The following is a 15,217-nucleotide window of genomic DNA, read 5'->3' as shown; positions in this document are numbered from 1 at the left end:
ATGGCAACGCAAAAAATGACAGTAGCCGAAGCGATTGCGCTTTACTTGAAGAAAAAAGGCGTCGAGCATATTTACGGGGTTCCGGGAGTAGCGATTCTTCCTTTATACGATGCGCTTCGCGAATTGACGGATATCCAGTCTTATGTGGTTCGTCATGAACAAACAGGTGTTTTCATGGCGGATGCATACTCCAGAGCGACTGGAAAAGTGGGCGTGTGTGCTGCTACATCCGGCCCGGGTGGAACCAATTTTATCACCGGTCTTTACGGAGCCTACATGGATTCGGTACCGATGATTGCCTTTACGGGCCAAGTGGCGACGCACCTGATCGGCACGCAATCTTTCCAAGAAGTGCCCATTACCGAAATCGCGCGGCCCGTCTGCAAAGAAGTTTACCTGATGAACGATGCTGCTACGGCGGTGCAAAGATTCCATGAAGCATGGGAGACGGCAACGACCGGGAAAAAGGGTCCCGTATTGGTAGACCTTTGTGTAGATGTACAAAAAACGGAAGTCGAAGTGGATCTGGACGCGTTTGTCAGCGTGCCAGAACAATTGCCGCAAGCAACGGATGAAGACATCGCCAAGACGATCGAGCTATTGAGAGAAGCGAAAAAACCGGTGCTTATCTCTGGCGGCGGTGTTAACCTGGCCAACGCGACAGCGGAATTGAAGGAACTGGCGGAAACCTTGCAAATTCCGGTGGTTACATCCGTGATGGGCATTGATACCTTCCCGAATGATCACCCGTTGTTTGCGGGGCGGATGGGCACCATGCTCAATACTCCGCTCGGGAATAAAACAATTCTCGGAGCTGACCTGGTGATCAACCTGGGTGGCAGGTTTGGTGACAGAAGCATCGGGAACTTCGAAGAATTCAAGCAAAATACAAAAATCGTTCACGTGAATCTCGATAAGAAACAAATCGGCAAATACCTGGAGACAGAAGTAGCTGTCGTCGCTAACGTGAAATCATTCATGGTGAAGCTTGCCGCTACGATCAAAGAACTGACGAAGGATGTAGCCGCCGCTGCATTGGAAATCAAACCGCTCGATTTAACAGAAGAGCGCAATCGACTTGCTCGCAAAACAGATTTTGACAACGACCTGATCAAGCCCCAGCGCGCTTTGCGTGAGCTTCGCGAATTTTTGGACCGCGACGCATTCGTTTCTCATGACTGCGGGATCAGCCAAATTTGGTCGTGCCAATTGTTTGAAACGTACGTACCTCGCTCCTATCTCATCACCGGTGGAGCAGGAACCATGGGCTGGGGGCTTGGGGCTGCGATGGCAGCGAAATTGGCTTTCCCCAACCGCCAAAGCGTGAACATCGTCGGGGACGGCAGCTTGGGTATGTCTCTGCAGGATTTGGCTACTGCCGCCAAGTTCAATATCCCGATCATTGTATTTGTCATGAACAATTCCTTGCTCGGCTTGATTCGCCAACAGCAAAACTGGTGGTACGATGAGCGTCGCATCTCAACAGATCTGATCTACAAAAATGAGCTTTGCGATAACGGCGATCGTGGCGTCGATTTCGTAAAAACAGCAGAAGGCATGGGAGTTCGGGGGGAGCTCGTGACCGACTGGAGAGAGATCAAGCCCGCGCTGGAACGTGCGGTTGAGCTCGGCAAGCCGTATCTCATTGAAGTCATCGTCGATCCCGCGGCCGAGTGCGGCTTCTCGCCAAATGGAAGACTGTCAACGGTCGACTATACCGTCAACTAAGCCAATTGATCGAGCGCAAAAGCTCTTTCTCCTCTCGTCATGGGAGGAGAAAGAGATCAAGAAAGGAGAGGCGAAACTATGAAAACGGATCTACAACATTACATGCAGGTAGGAATCGTTCATTTCATGGCGTACCCGCAAACAATCGGCGGAGAAGGACCGATTGTGGAGACGGTCAATAAGATCATCACAGACGATTTCTTCTCGGCCATTGAGATTACGCGGATCAATGACAGCGAGCAGCGAAGAGTAGTCGCACAGATGCTGGAATCGGGCAGGATGACGACAGGATTCGGAGCGCAGCCGATCCTGCTTGGCAATAAAGCGGATCTGAACTCTTTTGATGAAGGGAAAAGACGGTTTGCCATAGATTTAATCAAAGGAGCGATTGATCAAGCATATGAGCTGAAAGCGGGAAAGCTCGGGCTGCTTAGTGGTCCCAAGCCTGATCAGCAAGAAGACAAAGCAGTGCAGCTTTTGATCGAATCGCTAAAGGAAATCTGCCAATATGCGAGAGCCAAAGGGAACCTTTTGATCTCGCTGGAAACATTCGATGACGCAACTGATAAAAAATGCTTGATCGGACCTAACCGGTTGGCTGTAGAAGTAGCAAAGGAAGTGCGCAAGACAGACGCTCTCTTTGGATTAATGCTCGATTTGAGTCATCTGCCGATGCAGCGGGAAACATCGCGGGATGCGCTGTACACGGCCCGGGACTATATCAATCACGCTCATATCGGCAATTGCTATATAAAAGATCCCGCCAATCCTGCCTATGGGGATGTGCATCCGCGCTTTGGCTACCCCGGGTCTGAAAATGACGTGGATGAATTAGTGGAATATTTAAAAATATTACTAGAGATTGGCTACATCGGTGAAGGCTCGGAGAATGTAGTGGCTTTTGAAGTGAAGCCTGTCGGAGGTGAATCATCGGACATCGTCATCGCCCAGTCCAAGAGAACGCTTACAAAAGCGTGGAGCAAATTGTAGAACAATCCTCGCATACGGACCATGAGGGAGACGGGTATTCATGCAGATCGTTTCGATGAAAAGCATGCTGTATACAGCCAGGGCAAATCAATATGCAGTTGGTCAGTTTAATGTAAACAATCTGGAATTTGCGCAAGCCTTTTTGCAGGCGGCAAAGGAAGAGGATTCACCTGTCATTTTAGGCATCACGGAAGCGGCAGTGCGTCATATGGGCGGTTATTCTTTGATTACTGCGATGGTCAAAGAGCTGATGAAAGAGTATGAGATCATGGTTCCAGTCGCGCTTCATCTGGATCATAGCTCTTCTATGGAATCATGTGTGAAAGCCATTCATGCCGGATTTACCTCTGTCATGATTGATGGCTCCCATCTGTCTTTGCCGGACAATATCGCGATCACGAGAAGAGTGGTTGAGGTTGCCAAGGTGATGGGCGTAACCGTAGAAGCAGAGATCGGACGCATTGCTGGGGAAGAGGATGGTGTTGTTGTGGATGCATCGCTCGGGACGTATGCGGCTGTAAAAGACTGCGAGCAGTTCATCTATGAAACCAACGTAGATTGCCTGGCTCCAGCGCTTGGCTCTGTTCATGGACAATATAAAGGGGAGCCCAGGCTCAGGTTCGATCTCTTGGACGAGATTGTCAGGTTGACAGGAGTGCCCTGCGCACTGCATGGCGGCACGGGCATACCGAGCCAGGACATCAAGAAAGCAATCACACTCGGTGTTTCGAAAATCAATGTGAATACGGAAAATCAGATGGTGTACACGGCGGCAATGAGAGAGGCACTATCACAAGATCCAGCAGGATATGAAGTGAGAAACTACGCCAGAGCTGCGATGGATGCAATAAAAGCTAGCGTGAAGGGTAAAATGCGCGAGTTCGGTTCTTCGGGTCAGGCGGAGACAAAAAATATATAACAAGGTAGAGAGATAAAAATATTGAAAATTTCATAAATTCAAACTATAGTGTCAGTAGGCAAAAAATGGTGTATACAATCATCGGGAAAATTGTATACAATGACGCATTCATTATTCAACAATGGTTGATTGCTCTGACTGAAAGGGGAAGGAGGAGAGTAGATGCAAGTCATGCAACAAAATGTAAGCGCCAAGAGAATTGCCCAGCGCATTGAAGAACTAGCAGCATGCAGCACCACCGAACGAGGAGTGACACGTCTTTCGTTTACAAAAGAAAGTGAAATGGCAAGCGAGCTTGTCAGCGAGTGGATGAGAGAAGCAGGTATGACAGTTCGCAGGGATGTCTTGAACAATCTCATTGGCAGATACGAGGGGACGAAGCCGGACGCGCCTGCACTGCTGATTGGTTCCCATCTTGATTCAGTCGTAGAAGCGGGGAAGTACGACGGAATTCTCGGGGTCATTTCCGGAATTGAAGTAGTCCAAACGCTTTTTGAACACCACTTTAGACCGAGCTATCCTATTGAAGTCATCGGTTTTTGCGACGAAGAAGGGACAAGATTCCATACAACACTGCTTGGAAGCAGAGCGTTATCAGGTGATTTTCGCGAGCAAGATTTACTGGCAAAGGATGAAAAAGGAATAACCTTGGCTGCTGCGATGAAAGAGATAGGCCTAGAGCCTTCCCAATATCGGTTGGCCGCACGTGATCCACATACGGTAAGAGGATACATCGAGCTGCATATCGAGCAGGGCCCCGTTCTGGAACAAGAGATGCAGGCTTGTGGGGCTGTTTCCGGTATTGCAGGGGCGTCTAGATACCATTTCCGTGTCGAGGGCAAAGCCGGTCATGCCGGTACCGTACCGATCACGATGAGAAAAGATGCTCTCGTAGCAGCGAGTGAAATGATACTGGCGATAGAGAGAATTGGGCAGAAATACCAGAATCTTGTTGTAACGGTAGGGAAACTGTCTGTTCATCCGGGAGCAAGCAATGTCATACCGGGAGTAGTCGAAGGTACGTTGGACATCCGACATATTGACAATCAAGTAAAAGAAGCTGCCCTTACCCACATCATGGAGGAATGCCAGGGCATTTGGCAAAGGCGCGGACTGGTTGGCGAGTTCTGCAAAATCATGGAATCGCCTGCAGTCAGTTGTTCGGACAAAATGATCAACGCTATTGAAGCGGTACTGGTAGAAAACGGAATGAAGCCGATTCAAATCGTGAGCGGCGCGGGACACGATGCGATGGCAGTGGCTTCGATCACGGATATCGGGATGATCTTTGTCAGATGCAAGGACGGGGTTAGCCATCATCCAGATGAATTTGTGACGATGGAGGACATGGGAACGGGAGCTTCGATTTTATTGAATGTCGTACTCAAGCTGACGACATGAAAAATGATGATAAAGGGGTTGCAAAACATGAGTACAGCGAACCAGGACATTTTGAATTCATCGAAACAGGAAGTGCTGCGATGGATTGAGGCGCATACGGACCAGTTGGTTGCATTCGTACAGGAATTGGTAGCAATTCCCTCAGACAATCCGCCGGGAGACTGCTTCGAAATTGCGGCCCACATCGAACAACGGCTAGCTGACTTCCAGTTTGAGAATGTTTCCCTTTTGGAGGTCGAGCCGGAAGCAGTAAAAGCCAATGGAATGATACGAGTGGCCAACGTCGTCTCTACGACCAGCTTTGGAAATGGAGCAGGACCTGTCATCGCGCTCAATTCGCACGGCGATGTGGTGGCACCTGGGCTTGGCTGGTCGTATGATCCTTATGGCGGAACAATTGTCGATGGTAAAATTTATGGTCGTGGTGCCGCGGTATCGAAATCTGATATTGCGACTTATACATTCGCGGTCATGGCGCTGCGGCAGGTGGCAGAACAGCTTTCTGGAAAAGTTTCGCTCGCGTTTACCTTTGATGAAGAGGCAGGCGGAATCATTGGGCCCAAATGGCTGCTTGAAAAAGGGCATATCGCGCCTGATATGGCCATCGCCGCGGGTTTCACACATTCCATCGTAAACGCCCATAATGGATGCCTCCATCTGGAAATCAAAGTCAAGGGAAAATCAGCACATGCCGCTGCTCCCGAGACAGGCTATGATGCTATCGAAGCGATGACGGGCGTGCTTTCTGCGCTGTATGAGTATCGGAAATCACTGCGCAGCATTCAGTCGAGTGTTCCAGGCATCGGTACGCCGAATATGGTTGTTGGCCTAATTTCAGGGGGAATTAACACGAATGTTGTGCCGGACGAATGCACGATCCGTATCGATCGCAGGCTCATTCCGGAAGAAGACGGGGAGCAGGTCGAAGCCCAGCTGCGCTGGTTGGTAGAACAAACCGTCAACGAGTATATCGGCATCGAAGCCAAGTTCGAACGGGTTCTTTTAGCAAAAAGCTTTGGTCCGGTCCCGGAAGATACGGCCCTCATCCAGACGCTCGGAGCGAATTGGAAAGAAATCATGGATGGTGAGCTGACCGTTCACGGCGTTCCGCTCTACGCAGATGCCAGACTGTTTGCAGAAGCGGGGATTCCTACCGTGATGTTCGGTGCAGGCCCTCGAACGTTGCTGGAGGCAAATGGACATCGGGCAGATGAGCATGTGAAGATTGATGATCTGGTCAAGGCAACAAAAATTGTCGCACTCACGCTTTACGATTTACTAAACAACAAGTAATTTCATCCAGGGGTATTTCGTACCGCTTGACCGCTATTATGCATCGATATAGCAAAGGTCAAGCGGTCTATTTTTCCTGGATGCTTTAACCAATAAGGGGAAAAGGGGAGGTAACACTCATGAAGTATGATCTCATCATTAAAGGTGGCAACGTTGTTTTTCGCGATGAAGTGAAAACAGTAGACATCGCGATACGAAATGGGAAAATCTCTGCTATTGCCGAAAATTTGGAAGCGGTTGCAGCTCAGGTGGTAGATGCCACAGGCCAATACGTCATGCCAGGGATGATTGATACGCATGTGCACATTTGTGAACCGGGACGCACAGAGTGGGAAGGATTTGTCACCGGTACAAAAGCGCTCGCTGCTGGAGGGACAACATCGTATGTGGATATGCCGCTGAATGCACTACCTGCCACTACGACAAAAGAAGCGTTGGAAGCAAAACGGAAGGCTGCGGAAGGGAAAAACTACGTAGACTATTTCTTCTATGGCGGTTTAGTTCCAGGCAACCTCGAAAACCTGCAAGAACTGTCCGAGGGAGGCGTCGTAGCCTATAAGTGCTTCATGGCAACCTGCGGCACTGATCTGCCTGATGACTTTAAAAATGTCGATGACTACACGCTTTATGCCGGCATGAAAAAAATAGCGGAGCTCGGCCATGTATTATCGATTCATGCGGAGAACCCTCAGTTAACGGATCGGCTGGCAGAAGAAAAAATCAAGCAGGGAAAGCTGACTGCAACTGATTATGTAGAATCTCGCCCGGTGATATCTGAAGTGGACGCAGTAAAACGTGCCTTGCAGCTGGGAAAAGATACGGGCTGCAAACTGCATTTTGTCCATATCAGCAGTGCCCAAGCGGTTGAAGTCATCATCCAGGCGCGCAAGGAAGGACAGGATGTTACCCTCGAATCATGCCCGCATTACTTTACGATTACGACGAGCCAGTTTGAGGTTATTGGCCCGCTGGCGAAATGTTCACCGCCATTGCGTGATGAGAGAGAGCAGGAAAAGCTATGGGAAGTGTTGAAGCAAGGCAAGATTGACATGTTAACCTCCGACCACTCTCCTTGCCCCCCGGCGATGAAGCACAGCGAGACAAATAACATATTTCAAGTATGGGGTGGCATTACTGGCTGCCAAAACAATGTTGATTTAATGTTTGATGAAGCAGTGAAAAAGCGCAATGTACCCGTGACGGAATTTGTTCGGATGATTGCGACGAAGCCAGCAGAGCGATTCAACCTGAAGACAAAGGGAGAGATTGCCGTATTAAAAGATGCTGACATCATCCTTGTGGATCCCAATCAATCGTATACGGTAGCAGCAGAAGATTTCTACTATCGTCATAAACACAGCCCATACACGGGCAGAACAATCAACTGCCGCGTAACAAAAACATTCGTACGAGGTCATTTAGTATTTGATCTTCCCCAAGGGATCGTTGGTGAGCCGATCGGACAATTCCTCCCCCATCCAAAAACTTCTCAAAACAACTACGCGCAAGCACAATGAGTGACAGGCCCTTTCGATTGAAGAAGCCCGGGACTCATCCCGGGCGATCATTACTCGATCAAATCAAACGAATTGATTAGAAACGTCGTTTCTTAATAAGGAACAAAATAAGGAGATTCAACTGAAATCTGTGGGTGATCAAATCAAAAAGGGAGTTGGGCGTACAATGTCAACAAATGTAGAAAGTTACATGACAACAGAGACGCAGATCCAACATGATACGGGTGTAGATGAATCTTTAAATCCGAAAACCGACGACGGTAGGACGGTAGGTCCGATCGACTATATTTTTATGTGGATCGGAGACGGCGTGAATTTAGGCAATATGACCTTGGGAGCTAGTTTGATTGCAGCAGGAATCGCAACCCTAAACCTCGTTCAGACAATGGCCGCAGCTATTATCGCCATCGGTATCATTTCCATTATTTTTGCTTTAAATGACAGGCTCGGATACAGAACAGGAATCCCGTATGTCGTACAGCTCAGATTGTCCTTCGGGCTGCAAGGTTCGATCGTCTCATCCCTGTTGCGTGGGATTCCCGCCATCATTTGGTACGGTTTTCAAAGCTGGATTGGCGGTACGGCCTTAAATGAGATTGCGAAGATTGTTACGGGCGGAGCCTTTGACAGTGTCGCCATTTGCTTTGTGGTACTTCAATTGGTGCAAATTGTCCTTTCCCTTTACGGTTTCCATGCCATCAAGTGGGTAGAATCTCTAACGTCGATTGTCATTATGTTAGCTCTTCTTTATGTATTTGGCGTTCTGCTCACCTCTCATAGCGAAGTGATTACAGAAAAATGGGTGCATGCACAAGGTTCATGGGGCTTACCTTTCTTTGCATTCATCATGATGTTTATGGGAAATTATGCGGCTATCTTTTTAAGTGCAGCGGACTATTCAAGAGAGCTGAAAACCGGTATTAGCGACGCAAAGCGTGGGTTTTTGTACTTCCTGCCCATTTTAGTAGCCTATGGCGCTACACTGACTATCGGCGGAATGCTGGCTTCTGCAACCGGCATCTCCAATCCTGTAAAGGCGTTTGCAATCGTGGTAGACAACTCGTATATTACCCTCTTCGTATCTGCCTTTATCGTTCTGGGGGCAGTGGCAGTAAACATGGTGGCTAATATCATTCCGCCGACCTATGTGATTACCTTGCTGACCAAAATGAAATTCAAGCCTGCGGTTACCATTACCGGGCTTCTCGGATTAGTTTCATTCCCATGGGTGCTGGTACAGGATTCTTCGGCAAAGGGTCTTGGTATATTTATCCTTATCTATTCCGCCTTTTTAGGTCCGATCGTTTCGATATTATTGATTGAATATTATGTATTACGAAAGCAAAAGGTAAATATTTCCGATTTGTACAAGGAAAACGGTCCATTTTCCGGATTTAATCCTTGCGCGATGCTTGCGATGCTTATTGGGGCAGGAGCCGCCTTTATTCAAGTGGAGCTGGCATGGATTATCGGCCTTGTTGTTTCAGGAATCGCCTATATTCTTCTGATGAAATATACGTTTAAAGATTCGAAATTCAAAAAGGGTACGATTTTCGAGAAATAATGGTACACCTGTTCTCCGATACAATCGAGAAGTAGAGGTATGGGAGTGTTTTTAGCATCCGCTCCCATACCAACTTGATTCTAAACAGCCAGGCCGGTTTTCTGTATTTTCAGAAATCTACGTTGAATTTTGATATGTTATTTGGTAATATCGAAGGAAAGGAAATAGGAAACATCGTTCCTTAATAAGAAACAAAACGACTTGCATTGGAGGGAATAGACATGATCTCAGTAACTTTTGTCAAAGATGACGAACTAGTCTTGGGCATAAAAACGGAGAAAGGAATCTTGGATGTGGAGGCTGCCTTACTACAATTCCCCGAGGTAACGAATGTACCGAGAACAGTTGCCGAGCTGATTAACCAAGGCGATGAGGGAGCGGAGTCATTCGCCCAGTTGATTCAAAGGGCAGGTGATCATGTTTCGCTGTTCCATGAGGAAGATTCTCTGGCATTCGGACCTTGCGTACCGCATCCTCAAAAAATCATTTGTGCCGGATTGAATTACAGGAAGCATGCGCTGGAAATAGATCAGCCTTTTCCGCCGTTCCCGCTCTTATTTAGCAAATGCAACAACACCCTCGCAGGACATAAAGAGCGTGTGAGGCTGCCAGACAAGTCATCCCAAGTGGATTACGAAGCGGAAATCGCCATTGTCATCGGTAAAAAAGCAAGAAACGTAGAGAAAGAGAATGCCCTTTCTTATGTGTACGGTTACTGCAATGCGAACGATCTAAGTGCTCGTGATTTACAATTTGCCAGCTCGCAATGGCTGCTCGGCAAAACATGCGATGGATTTTGTCCGATCGGTCCGTACCTGGTGAGCCAGGATGAAGTGGGCAATCCAAACGAATTGCGTATCCGCACCTTTGTTAATGGCGAGGTGCGTCAGGACTCGAATACTTCTGACATGATTTTTGATTGTGCTGAGCTGATCAGCTATATTTCAGCGCATATGACGCTCTATCCAGGTGATATCATCCTTACCGGCACCCCGGAAGGCGTCATTATGGGATACCCGGAGGAGAAGCGAGTTTGGTTAAAAGAGGGCGATGAAGTCAGCATCGAAATTGAGAAATTGGGCCGTTTGACCAATACCTTCATAGCGGGATAAAAGCTGTCGACAGGCGACAAGGAAAGGAGAACAAGATGAACAAGTTTGCCCTCGCAAAATCAATGCCCTTTTACGACCAGGTTTATAATTCGATCAAGCAGATGATCCATCAGGGAGTTTTCCAACCGGGAGACAGAATCTATGAGGCCAAAATAGCGAGAGACTTCAATCTGAGCCGAAGCCCAGTGCGCGAAGCAGTCAGAGCCCTAGAAAAAGAAGGCTTGCTTATAATCGACGATAAATCGAGGATGACCGTCTACAAGCCAACGATGAAGGACGTCGAAGAAATTTATCAATGCCGAATGGTGTTGGAATCGCTAGCGGCCAAGCTGGCGACCAAGCTCGCTACAAGCCGGGAGCTCAAGGAAATCGAAACCATCCTTGTGCAAACCAAGAAGTATTTGGAGGGCAAAGACGAGCCAGATAAAGAAGCAATTATTCGTCTCAATTCCCGCTTCCACGATTTGATTCTCCAATTCAGCAAAAATAATCGCTTGCAAAAACAACTGAGCGAACTGAGATCATTGACCCATTATTACATGCTTATGAACCTGAAAGGAGAAAGAAGAAAATGGATTATTTTTGATGAGCACCAGGAAATATTCAATTGCATAAAGCGAGGAGATGATGAAAAAGCAGGACAGCTCATGTCCAACCATATCAGTAACGATTTACATCATCTGAAAGGCATTCTGGAATGAAGGGGAAGCATTCCAGATGAATAAACCTGTCGACAGCCGACAGAAAGATGGTGACTTGGAAAGGAGGTGATTGAATGTAAGTCCATAAAGGAAAGAAGGAGATGTGGCGGGCATCACTCTAATTTTTTCGATATTCCGAAATTGAAGTAAACACAAGGGAGTTGATTTGGATGTCAGATCTTCATGCAAGTCTGCGTACTTCCGTTAAACCGACGAAAGTCCGCTGGCATGTCTTTCTTATGCTCCTCGCTCTTGTTACCATCAACTATGTGGATCGTGCCGTTTTATCCATTGCTATGCCTGAGATTAGCAAAGACTTGAACTTTGATCCTGCCGTGGTTGGTCTGATCTTGAGCTCGTTTTTCTGGGGATATGCTCTCATGCAAATCCCGTCCGGTTGGCTCGCTGACCGTTATCGGCCGGATAAAGTGGTTATTGGCGCAGCTTTTGCGTGGGGAATTGTTCAAACGTTAACCGGGTTTGTCAGCAGCAGTAAGGTACTGATTTTCTTGCGGGTATTGCTCGGGATTACGGAAGCCCCTGTTTATCCGGGTGGAGCCAAGCTTCAGTCTGTCTGGTTGACCTCCACGGAAAGAGGGCGGGGAGCAACCATTTTGGATAGTGGCGCGCCGCTTGGAACGGCGATCGGCGGACCGGTTATTGTGGCGTTTATGGCGTGGTTTGGCGGATGGCGGGGTGCTCTGATTGGAGCCGGAATACTGACGCTTATCATTGCTTGGTTGGCTTGGCTCGTAATCAAGGGCTCACCTCGTACAAACAAAAAAATGAATGAAGCAGAGCGGGAATACATCCAAAAAGCTCTGGACGAGGAATATGAAGCACACAAGAAACAGGTGGGTATCACTGCTGGAGTAAAAGATTACATGAAGGCAAAAAACTTTTGGTGCATGTGCCTCGGCTGGTTTTCATTTAACACCGTATTTTATGGCTTGATGACGTGGGGCCCTTCCTATTTGGCGAAAACGCAAAATCTGGATATCAAAAGCTTGGGAGGCTCTGTCTTAATCATCTTTGGAGCAGGATTTGTCGGGGAAATCATTGGAGGGTGGATTGCGGATGCTTGGCGGGCAAAAGGGGGCAGTCATAATACCGTAATGCGTACATTGTTGTCCATTGCAGGGATCATGACATCCATTTCCATCTTTTTGTTAGGCAGCTCCACATCTCTGGCGATGGCAATCACTCTCTTATCCATTGCCTTGTTCTTTCTCCGCTGGGGCGGTTTATATTGGAGTGTGCCTGCTGCGATCTCGCAACGCGAGCACGTCGGTACTGTCGGCGGATGCATGAATTTCTCAGGCAATATCGCGGGCGTAATCACCCCGATCTATGTTGGATTTATCGTTTCGGCCACGGGGTCCTATTTTATTGCGCTGATGGTTTTCGCATTAGCTGGTCTGCTTTTAGCCACGGCCTCATCCCTTATTAACTACTCGAAAAAAATTGGAAGCATAATTTAGGAGGAATGCAATCATGAAGGAACCGAAAAAAATCGGCATGCTCACCCCATCTTCCAACACGATTTTGGAACCCGTATGCTCCAGGATGTTGTCCGATGTTCCGGAGGTAACCTGTCATTATTCCCGATTTGAAGTAACTAAAATTTCTTTGGAACAGGATGCCCTGAAACAATTTGATTATGAGCCGATGCTCCGAGCGGCAGAGCTGTTGGCGCATGCTGAAGTGGATGTCATTGCATGGAATGGAACCTCAGGAGGCTGGTTAGGGCTAGATGTCGATCGCGAGCTGTGCGATTTGATTACGCAACGAACGGGTATCCCGGCTACCACCTCCATGCTTGCTCAAATGGAGGCATTTGCGAAAAACAACGTGAAAACGCTGCATCTGGTTACCCCTTATCTACCAGAAATTAATACCTTGCTGGCAAAACAATATCTAGAGCATGGCGGAATCGAGGTTGTGAATGTGCAGGGCTGTGCTCAAACAGTGAATCGTTCCTTTAGCCAAGTAAGTCACGAGAGAATTGAAAATATGATCAAATCAGTAGCTGAATCGCCGGCGGATGGATTAAGCATCGTGTGCACCAACTTTCCTGCGATCAACAAAGTAGAATACTACGAGCAAAACTACAACCAAACGATGTATGATACGATCGCGGTTCTGATCTGGCAATGCTTGAAAATGGTAGATGTAGATCCGAAAAAGGTAAAAGGCTGGGGCAAACTGTTTCGTTAATAATTGTTTTCAGAAAATTTATGTAAATTAAAACATTTGGTGCTATAATAGAAATACGCTGTTGCCTTGATTGTACACAGGCCCAAGTACTTACCTGAGAGGACCCTAGCGATGATACAATCGAATGAATCAGAAATTTATAAAACAATTAAACAAGCCATCCTCCAGCAAAAACTCCGCCCGAATATGCAGTTGGTCGAGGATGTCATCGCGGAATCGTTTGGGGTCAGTCGTACCCCTGTCCGAAACGTACTACGGCGTCTCGCTTATGAAAAATTGGTTACGATTATTCCGAACAAGGGAACGTTTGTCTCCTGCCCAGCGGTTATGGAGGCAAAGGAAGTTTTCGAGATGCGCAGGGTTCTGGAAGCGGCTGCGATCAGGCAGGCATGCAATCGTGTAAATGATGAACATTTGCACCGTCTGCAATCGCTGATTGATGAAGAACAAGAGGCTCATGCCCAAGGGGATATGTTTGGTGTCTTGCAAATTTCTGGCGATTTTCATCTGAAGATAGCCGAGATCGCGGGAAATTCGTATTACCATCGTTATTTGGAAGAACTGATTTCACTGACATATGTCATTATTGCCTTCTATGGACATAAACAATTGATGTGCTGCAGCTCCGATGAGCATTCGCATATTTTGAGCGCCCTCCAGCAAAGAGATGAACATGCCGCAGAGCAGCGGATTGCCAGGCACCTTACGCTAATAGAACAGTCCTTGGATTTTGATGAAGCCGAGGATATGCCCACGTCTTTAACTGACATCTTCAAAGAGGTCAGATCACCATCGTAGGGCACCGGACAATCCCATTTTTTGATGATCCCCTTCTCTGGAACGGAAAGTGAGAAGGGGTTTTCTCGTTATGTGATTCACGAACAATGCCAGCAATCCTTGGATTCCCAAGATGTATGATATAGTATGAGTAGATCCTATATTTTTTTCTTAAATTCAGATTCGGGGTGTTTTCAGTATGTCGAGTGATAACTTGGTGAAATCTCTTGATCGGGCCTTGCAGATATTCGAAGTCTTAGGTTCCAGACGGGGAGGGTATGGCGTAACGGAAATATCCAAAGAAATCGGGTTGAATAAAACATCAGTCTACCGGATGCTGTCAACGTTTGTTCGGCATGGCTATGTTGAGCAGGATGCCGAAACCGAGAAGTATAAATTAGGTTATAAAATATTAGAATTAAGCTCGGCATTGCTTGAGTTCATCGACTTGCGAACGGAAGCAAAGCCCATTTTGAAAGAGTTGGAAAATCTCACAAATGAAGTCATTCACCTCGTCGTTTATGATCGCGGTGAGGTCGTATATATCGAAAAGCTGGAAGGAAACGAAACACTGCGCATGCATTCAAAGGTCGGAACCCGGGCCCCTATGCATTGCACAGGTGTCGGAAAAGTGATCATGGCTTATTTGCCATCGTCAGAAGTATCAAAAATTATGGATCGCCAAGCATTGGAAAAATATACGGTTCATACGATTGTGGATAAAGAAGCGTTACATGATCATCTTGCTGAAATTAGAAGAAATGGATTTGCCTATGATTTGGAAGAAAATGAAATCGGCATTTCTTGTATTGCAGCCCCCATCTTCGATCATACAGGGAAGATTGTTGCCGCAGTGAGTATCTCCGGACCGACGATGAGAATGACGACGGAGCGGCTAGGAGAATTGCAGGGTCATATTACAGACATTAGCAAGAGGATTTCCGTTAGATTGGGGTACCAGGAGTAGAGAGGCTTTGATAGAAAAAAGCAGTGTACAC

Annotated in this window: 13 protein-coding genes; all 13 read left to right on the top strand. The window is 47.3% G+C overall.

Annotated features, from left to right (window positions below):
* The gene (locus tag ACIFQN_RS03655; RefSeq protein WP_429831663.1) at nucleotides 1-1,728 is read left to right on the top strand and encodes a thiamine pyrophosphate-binding protein; all 1,728 of its coding nucleotides are present in this window, start codon (nucleotides 1-3) and stop codon (nucleotides 1,726-1,728) included.
* Between the two features lie 78 nt (nucleotides 1,729-1,806).
* Entirely contained in the window at nucleotides 1,807-2,718 is a 912-nt protein-coding gene (locus ACIFQN_RS03650) for a sugar phosphate isomerase/epimerase family protein (RefSeq protein ID WP_429831662.1), read from the top strand.
* Between the two features lie 40 nt (nucleotides 2,719-2,758).
* Nucleotides 2,759-3,637, top strand: coding sequence for a class II fructose-1,6-bisphosphate aldolase (fba, locus tag ACIFQN_RS03645; RefSeq protein WP_429831661.1), 879 nt, complete (start codon nucleotides 2,759-2,761; stop codon nucleotides 3,635-3,637).
* Between the two features lie 162 nt (nucleotides 3,638-3,799).
* On the top strand, nucleotides 3,800-5,038 hold the full coding sequence (locus ACIFQN_RS03640) for an allantoate amidohydrolase (protein ID WP_429831660.1): 1,239 nt from the start codon (nucleotides 3,800-3,802) through the stop codon (nucleotides 5,036-5,038).
* A 27-nt stretch (nucleotides 5,039-5,065) separates the two neighbouring features.
* Nucleotides 5,066-6,331: an ArgE/DapE family deacylase gene (locus tag ACIFQN_RS03635; protein ID WP_429831659.1), complete on the top strand. Its 1,266-nt coding sequence runs from the start codon at nucleotides 5,066-5,068 to the stop codon at nucleotides 6,329-6,331.
* A 119-nt stretch (nucleotides 6,332-6,450) separates the two neighbouring features.
* Nucleotides 6,451-7,848 carry an allantoinase AllB gene (gene allB, locus ACIFQN_RS03630; protein WP_429831658.1) on the top strand — a complete coding sequence of 466 codons (1,398 nt, stop codon included), beginning with the start codon at nucleotides 6,451-6,453 and terminating at the stop codon, nucleotides 7,846-7,848.
* A gap of 166 nt (nucleotides 7,849-8,014) precedes the next feature.
* Nucleotides 8,015-9,412 carry an NCS1 family transporter gene (locus ACIFQN_RS03625; protein WP_429831657.1) on the top strand — a complete coding sequence of 466 codons (1,398 nt, stop codon included), beginning with the start codon at nucleotides 8,015-8,017 and terminating at the stop codon, nucleotides 9,410-9,412.
* Between the two features lie 221 nt (nucleotides 9,413-9,633).
* Nucleotides 9,634-10,524: a fumarylacetoacetate hydrolase family protein gene (locus ACIFQN_RS03620; protein WP_429831656.1), complete on the top strand. Its 891-nt coding sequence runs from the start codon at nucleotides 9,634-9,636 to the stop codon at nucleotides 10,522-10,524.
* 35 nt (nucleotides 10,525-10,559) lie between these two features.
* On the top strand, nucleotides 10,560-11,225 hold the full coding sequence (locus tag ACIFQN_RS03615) for a GntR family transcriptional regulator (protein WP_429831655.1): 666 nt from the start codon (nucleotides 10,560-10,562) through the stop codon (nucleotides 11,223-11,225).
* A gap of 170 nt (nucleotides 11,226-11,395) precedes the next feature.
* On the top strand, nucleotides 11,396-12,706 hold the full coding sequence (locus ACIFQN_RS03610) for an MFS transporter (protein ID WP_429831654.1): 1,311 nt from the start codon (nucleotides 11,396-11,398) through the stop codon (nucleotides 12,704-12,706).
* Between the two features lie 13 nt (nucleotides 12,707-12,719).
* Nucleotides 12,720-13,442, top strand: a complete 723-nt coding sequence (locus tag ACIFQN_RS03605) for a maleate cis-trans isomerase family protein (protein ID WP_429831653.1) — start codon at nucleotides 12,720-12,722, stop codon at nucleotides 13,440-13,442.
* Between the two features lie 111 nt (nucleotides 13,443-13,553).
* Nucleotides 13,554-14,240, top strand: a complete 687-nt coding sequence (locus ACIFQN_RS03600) for a GntR family transcriptional regulator (protein ID WP_429831652.1) — start codon at nucleotides 13,554-13,556, stop codon at nucleotides 14,238-14,240.
* A gap of 178 nt (nucleotides 14,241-14,418) precedes the next feature.
* Entirely contained in the window at nucleotides 14,419-15,186 is a 768-nt protein-coding gene (locus ACIFQN_RS03595; protein ID WP_429831651.1) for an IclR family transcriptional regulator, read from the top strand.
* Nucleotides 15,187-15,217 lie beyond the last annotated feature (31 nt).

This window comes from Brevibacillus sp. NRS-1366 (assembly GCF_050467985.1).
This window is presented reverse-complemented; position numbering and strand designations above follow the sequence as displayed.

What these genes read in the sequence shown, in the direction of transcription:
- ACIFQN_RS03655 (WP_429831663.1), top strand. Translation starts at nt 1, where the DNA reads ATGGCAACGCAAAAAATGACAGTAGCCGAAGCGATTGCGCTTTACTTG.
- ACIFQN_RS03650 (WP_429831662.1), top strand. Translation starts at nt 1,807, where the DNA reads ATGAAAACGGATCTACAACATTACATGCAGGTAGGAATCGTTCATTTC.
- fba (WP_429831661.1), top strand. Translation starts at nt 2,759, where the DNA reads ATGCAGATCGTTTCGATGAAAAGCATGCTGTATACAGCCAGGGCAAAT.
- ACIFQN_RS03640 (WP_429831660.1), top strand. Translation starts at nt 3,800, where the DNA reads ATGCAAGTCATGCAACAAAATGTAAGCGCCAAGAGAATTGCCCAGCGC.
- ACIFQN_RS03635 (WP_429831659.1), top strand. Translation starts at nt 5,066, where the DNA reads ATGAGTACAGCGAACCAGGACATTTTGAATTCATCGAAACAGGAAGTG.
- allB (WP_429831658.1), top strand. Translation starts at nt 6,451, where the DNA reads ATGAAGTATGATCTCATCATTAAAGGTGGCAACGTTGTTTTTCGCGAT.
- ACIFQN_RS03625 (WP_429831657.1), top strand. Translation starts at nt 8,015, where the DNA reads ATGTCAACAAATGTAGAAAGTTACATGACAACAGAGACGCAGATCCAA.
- ACIFQN_RS03620 (WP_429831656.1), top strand. Translation starts at nt 9,634, where the DNA reads ATGATCTCAGTAACTTTTGTCAAAGATGACGAACTAGTCTTGGGCATA.
- ACIFQN_RS03615 (WP_429831655.1), top strand. Translation starts at nt 10,560, where the DNA reads ATGAACAAGTTTGCCCTCGCAAAATCAATGCCCTTTTACGACCAGGTT.
- ACIFQN_RS03610 (WP_429831654.1), top strand. Translation starts at nt 11,396, where the DNA reads ATGTCAGATCTTCATGCAAGTCTGCGTACTTCCGTTAAACCGACGAAA.
- ACIFQN_RS03605 (WP_429831653.1), top strand. Translation starts at nt 12,720, where the DNA reads ATGAAGGAACCGAAAAAAATCGGCATGCTCACCCCATCTTCCAACACG.
- ACIFQN_RS03600 (WP_429831652.1), top strand. Translation starts at nt 13,554, where the DNA reads ATGATACAATCGAATGAATCAGAAATTTATAAAACAATTAAACAAGCC.
- ACIFQN_RS03595 (WP_429831651.1), top strand. Translation starts at nt 14,419, where the DNA reads ATGTCGAGTGATAACTTGGTGAAATCTCTTGATCGGGCCTTGCAGATA.